The 5,596-nt window shown below is 56.8% G+C and carries 2 tRNA genes and 3 rRNA genes; all 5 read right to left on the reverse strand.

The features are described 5' to 3' along the window. Positions 1–11: 11 nt before the first annotated feature. A 5S ribosomal RNA gene (gene rrf / locus NC796_RS26350) occupies positions 12–123 on the reverse strand. Between the two features lie 111 nt (positions 124–234). After that, positions 235–3,151 (reverse strand): 23S ribosomal RNA (locus NC796_RS26355). 492 nt (positions 3,152–3,643) lie between these two features. Next, positions 3,644–3,720, reverse strand: a tRNA-Ala gene (locus tag NC796_RS26360). Between the two features lie 22 nt (positions 3,721–3,742). Further along, positions 3,743–3,816 (reverse strand) — tRNA-Ile (locus NC796_RS26365). A 120-nt stretch (positions 3,817–3,936) separates the two neighbouring features. Further along, a 16S ribosomal RNA gene (locus NC796_RS26370) occupies positions 3,937–5,471 on the reverse strand. The 16S, 23S and 5S rRNA genes sit together here with 2 tRNA genes alongside, the layout of an rRNA operon. Positions 5,472–5,596 lie beyond the last annotated feature (125 nt).

Here is a 5,596-nt window from a genome sequence, read left to right on the forward strand (position 1 = left end):
AATAAAAAAAGAGGAGGCGAGGACCTACGCTTCCGCCTTGTGGCAGTACCATTGGCGCGGCAGGGCTTAACGGCCGTGTTCGGGATGGGAACGGGTGGGGCCCCTGCGCTGTGGCTCACCTCCTCAATATCGTGGTGCAATATGTCAAAAAAGATGTGTTCGCTGATGTAGTGGGAAGGGGATAAGATGAGCGCCTGCCCGGCCTTCCGTGGTGGGAGGCCGATGCAAGCCATATAAGCAAAGCCGGTGGTCTGATTAGTACGGCTCGGCTAAACGCGTTACCGCGCTTGTACCTGCCGCCTATCGAGCTGGTCGTCTTCCAGCAGACTCTTGGGGAATGCTTATCTTGGAGCGTGCTTCGCGCTTAGATGCTTTCAGCGGCTTATCACTGCCGCACATAGCTACCCAGCCGTGCCCCTGGCGGGACAACTGGTACACCAGCGGTGCGTCCACTCCGGTCCTCTCGTACTAGGAGCAGGGCTCCACAACATTCCTACGCCCACAGCAGATAGGGACCGAACTGTCTCACGACGTTCTGAACCCAGCTCGCGTACCGCTTTAATTGGCGAACAGCCAAACCCTTGGGACCTTCTCCAGCCCCAGGATGCGATGAGCCGACATCGAGGTGCCAAACCTCCCCGTCGATGTGAACTCTTGGGGGAGATAAGCCTGTTATCCCCGGAGTACCTTTTATCCTTTGAGCGACGACCCTTCCATACGGAATCGCCGGATCACTAAACCCTGCTTTCGCAGCTGCTCGAGCTGTATCTCTCGCAGTCAAGCACCCTTATGCTTTTACACTCTGCGCACGATTGCCGACCGTGCTGAGGGTACCTTTGGGAGCCTCCGTTACACTTTAGGAGGCGACCGCCCCAGTCAAACTACCCACCATACACTGTCTGCCCGGTGGGGCATTAGAATTCACCTGCCAGAAGGGTGGTATTTCACCGGTGGCTCCACCCCAGCTAGCGCCAGGGCTTCAAAGCCTCCCACCTATCCTGCACATCCGGCCGGTAAAGCCAATGTAAAGTTGTAGTAAAGGTTCACGGGGTCTTTCCGTCCCGCTGCGGGTAATCGGCGTCATCACCGATACCACAATTTCACCGAGCTCGTGGCCGAGACAGTGCCCAATTCGTTGCACCATTCGTGCAGGTCGGAACTTACCCGACAAGGAATTTCGCTACCTTAGGACCGTTATAGTTACGGCCGCCGTTTACTGGGGCTTCAGTCGCCCGCTTCATCCCCGAAGGGATTAACAGGCTTCCTTAACCTTCCAGCACCGGGCAGGTGTCAGCCCCTATACATCGTCTTGCGACTTAGCAGAGGCCTGTGTTTTTGTTAAACAGTCGATTGGGCCTGGTCACTGCGCCCCGCAATCCACCAAAAGGCGGACCGCAGGGGATCCTTCTCCCGAAGTTACGGATCTAATTTGCCGAGTTCCTTAGCCACGATTGCCTCGAGCACCTGAGGATTCTCTCCTCACCTACCTGTGTCGGTTTTGGTACGAGCACCAAAGAGTAGTCTACGACGCTTTTCTTGGCAGCCTGATTACCCACACTGTCGGTTTGCCCGCAGGCTCCCCGTACTGTCGAGCTTCAGCCTCGGCGGGGCGGATTTGCCTACCCCGCGGCCTACACTCTTCAACCTTCCATTCCGTCGGAAGGCGGTGGTGTCACTTCTGCGTCACGCCTTAGCCTGTAACCCCCTGGTGGTACCGGAATATTGTACCGGTTTTCCATCGGTTTCGCCCTTCGGCTACACCTTAGGTCTCGACTAACCCTGATCCGATGAGCGTTGATCAGGAACCCGTAGGTTTACGGTGGAGGGGTTCTTCACCCCTCTTATCGTTACTCATGCCTACAGTTTCGCTTCCAGAAGCTCCACCGGCCCTCACAGGCCGACTTCAAAGCCGCTGGAATGCTCCCCTACCGCTTGCCCCCTTGCGGAGACAAACCCACGATTTCGGCACCAAACTTAATGCCCGCAAATTATCGACGCCGGGCCGCTCGACTAGTGAGCTATTACGCACTCTTTCAAGGAATGGCTGCTTCTAAGCCAACCTCCTAGTTGTCTGGGCAACCCAACTTTCTTTGTTCAACTTAGTTTGGATTTAGGGGCCTTAATCGGTGGTCTGGGTTCTTTCCCTTTTGCAACCGGACGTTATCGCTCGGTTGCTGACTACCTGGAAACGCCGGACGGCATTCGGAGTTTGTCTAGGTTTGGTAGGCGGTGAAGCCCCCTAGCCTAATCAGTGCTCTACCTCCGGCCGGCTTTAACCAGATGCTATACCTAAATATATTTCGGGGAGAACGAGCTATTGCCGGGTTTGATTGGCCTTTCACCCCTATCCACAACTCATCCGATGGCTTTTCAACGCCAGGCGGTTCGGGCCTCCACGTGGTCTTACCCACGCTTCACCCTGGTCATAGATAGCTCACCCGGTTTCGCGTCTGCCCCGACCTACTTGGGCGCCCTGTTCGGACTCGCTTTCGCTTCGGCTTCTCCGCTGAGCGGATTAACCTCGCAGGTCAGGAGCAACTCGTAGGCTCATTATGCAAAAGGCACGCCGTCACTGCCCAAAGGGCAGCTCCGACCGCTTGTAAGCGCACGGGTTCAGGTACTGTTTCACTCGCCTTCTCGGCGTTCTTTTCACCTTTCCCTCACGGTACTGGTCCACTATCGGTCATCGTCAGTATTTAGCCTTGCCGGATGGTGCCGGCCGGTTCAGACAGGATTTCTCCGGTCCCGCCTTACTCAGGAGATCCCACCAGTATGGTCGCCGTACTCCTACGGGGCTCTCACCCGCTGTGGCGCGCCTTTCCAGTGCGCTTCGAATTTTGCTTCCATACCTTCTGTGGGCCCTACAACCCCGACCGCCCGTAGGCAGCCGGTTTGGGCTGTTCCCCGTTCGCTCGCCACTACTTGGGGAATCACTGATTTGTTTTCTGCTCCTGGGGGTACTAAGATGTTTCAATTCCCCCCGTTGGCTCTCCCGTAGGAGTACCCGGCCGAAGCCGGGTGGGTTTCCCCATTCGGACACCTGCGGATCCGGGCTTGTTTGCAGCTCCCCGCAGCTTTTCGCAGCTTGTCACGTCCTTCATCGCCTGACGATGCCTAGGCATCCACCGTGCGCCCTTGTTATGCTTTCGCTTATACGGCTTGCATCCGCCTCCACGCTGTGGAGGGGCGCAAGCCACACATGAACTCATCAATTATGCTTGCTGCCTTGCGGCAGCGGGCAATCTATTGTGATTGTAATATGTCTTTCGGTCTGCCCCGGCACCGCCGGGGCAGACCGATGACGCTCGATCTTACCTTTGCTTCCCACTACATCAAAGAACACATGCAGCGCATGGATTGTTGGCGTTCGCACCCTGCGCCTCATCGAGGCGAGGAGCCACCCCCGTCAATCTACACCCTGCAACAATAAAAGAACACACGCAGCGCGGATTGTTTACTGCTTGGGCCCGGCACTGCTATAAGCAGGCCTACCCGCACTCCACAATCGTTGCCACGCAATAATAAAAGAACAAGCTCGCCCCGACCGAAGTCGGCACGGCGGTTCAGCTATCACCTGGCCTATGACCGGCTGGTCATACGCCAGGTGCTAGCTGCACCCAAAAAAACAATAATCCAAAAAACCTGGTGGAGCTAGTCGGATTCGAACCGACGACCCTCTGCTTGCAAAGCAGATGCTCTAGCCAACTGAGCTATAGCCCCCATTGGCCCCGCAGGACCTCAGTGGGCTTGGCAGGAGTTGAACCTGCGACCTCACGCTTATCAGGCGTGCGCTCTAACCACCTGAGCTACAAGCCCAAGTGCGACCCCTGGCAGGAGGAACCCCTGCCGGCGGACAGCGCCGCCCGGCTCGCTTGCGTAACAGACAGACAGGTAATCGCACAGGCGACCACGACCAGGAGAACTTGCTCTCCGTAGAAAGGAGGTGATCCAGCCGCACCTTCCGGTACGGCTACCTTGTTACGACTTAGCGCCAGTCACAGGGCTTACCCTGAAGACCTGCCCCCCGAAGGTTGGCCCGGCCTCGTCAGGTACTCCCTGCTTCCATCGCTTGACGGGCGGTGTGTACAAGGCCCGGGAACGTATTCACCGCGCCATTGCTGATACGCGATTACTAGCGATTCCGGCTTCATGGAGTCGAGTTTCAGACTCCAATCCGAACTGGGAACGGTTTTGAGGATCTGCTGCCCCTCGCGGGGTCGCTTCCCGTTGGACCGTCCATTGTAGCACGTGTGCAGCCCCAGACGTAAGGGCCATGATGACTTGACGTCGTCCCCACCTTCCTCACTACTTGCGTAGGCAGTCCGGCTAGAGTCCCCACCATTACGTGCTGGTAACTAACCGTAGGGGTTGCGCTCGTTGCGGGACTTAACCCAACACCTCACGGCACGAGCTGACGACAGCCATGCAGCACCTTCCAGCCTGCCCCGAAGGGAGACCCCTTTTCAGGAGCGGTCAGGCCGGATTTAGCCTGGGTAAGGTTCTTCGCGTTGCATCGAATTAAGCCACATGCTCCACCGCTTGTGCGGGCCCCCGTCAATTCCTTTGAGTTTCATCCTTGCGGACGTACTCCCCAGGTGGTGTGCTTACTGCGTTAGCTGCGACACTGGCCCCGAAGGACCAACATCTAGCACACATCGTTTACAGCGTGGACTACCAGGGTATCTAATCCTGTTCGCTCCCCACGCTCTCGTGCCTCAGCGTCAGTACCAGACCAGCCGGCCGCCTTCGCCACTGGTGTTCTTCGTGATATCTATGCATTTCACCGCTACACCACGAATTCCACCGGCCTCTTCTGGACTCAAGATCAGCAGTATCGAAGGCCATTTTACCGTTAAGCGGCAAGATTTCACCCTCGACTTACTGACCCGCCTGCGCACCCTTTACACCCAATGATTCCGGACAACGCTTGCACCCTCCGTATTACCGCGGCTGCTGGCACGGAGTTAGCCGGTGCTTATTCACCAGGTACCGTCAGCGGGGATCGAAACCCCCGGGTTCTTCCCTGGTAAAAGCTGTTTACAACCCATAGGGCCGTCTTCCAGCACGCGGCGTGGCTGCGTCAGAGTTTCCTCCATTGCGCAAGATTCCTCACTGCTGCCTCCCGTAGGAGTCTGGGCCGTGTCTCAGTCCCAGTGTGGGGGATCATCCTCTCAGACCCCCTAGCCATCATCGCCTTGGTAGGCTCTTACCCCACCAACTAGCTAATGGCACGCAGGCCCATCTGAAGGTGGCCGAGGCCTTTAACAACTGTTCCCATGCGGGACCGCTGCATCATCGGGTATTAGCACGCCTTTCGGCGCGTTATCCCCGTCCTTCAGGCAGGTTGCCTACGCGTTACTCACCCATCCGCCGGTCTCCAGAAAGTCCGAAGACTTTCCTTCTCCCACGACTTGCATGTGTTAGGCCCGCCGCCAGCGTTCGTCCTGAGCCAGGATCAAACTCTCCATGGTATATAAAAACACCTAATAACTTCGAGTCTGCCTCCCGGCCGTTTTTTAAATCGTCAATCAATCGAAATCAATCAACGGGTCGCACTATGCGATTACCTGTCTGTCTCATTACGAAAAAGAACAAA

It is taken from the genome of Aliifodinibius sp. S!AR15-10 (assembly GCF_031569985.1).
In the GTDB taxonomy this organism is placed as follows: Bacteria; Bacteroidota; Rhodothermia; order Balneolales; family Balneolaceae; genus JAMQKA01.